The sequence below is a fragment of the Algibacter ulvanivorans genome (assembly GCF_048381495.1).
GTDB classification, from domain to species: Bacteria; Bacteroidota; Bacteroidia; order Flavobacteriales; family Flavobacteriaceae; genus Algibacter_B; species Algibacter_B ulvanivorans.
The window spans coordinates 1-286 of record NZ_JBLWGD010000079.1; the positions used below are offsets into that span (position 1 = coordinate 1).

Sequence of the window (286 nt, forward strand, 5' to 3'; positions counted from 1 at the left end):
CGCTCGCTGCTCAAGCTCTATCGCGCGCTGGGCTGCGACCGCATCGTCGCGCTGCGCGGCGACACGCCCTCGGGCATGGTCCGCAGCGGCGACCTGCGCTACGCCAACGAGCTGGTCGAACTGATCCGCACCGAGCACGGCAACCACTTCACCATCGAAGTCGCGGCCTATCCGGAAACCCATCCGCAGGCGGAAGACGCGATGGCCGACCTGCGCAACTTCAAGCGCAAGGTCGATGCCGGCGCCGACAGCGCGATTACCCAGTACTTCTACAACACCGACGCCT

1 protein-coding gene is annotated in these 286 nt (G+C 66.4%); it reads left to right on the top strand.

The features are described from left to right. Positions 1-286: methylenetetrahydrofolate reductase (locus ACNG5D_RS16035; RefSeq protein WP_418184535.1), on the top strand; the 286-nt coding region annotated here is incomplete at both ends.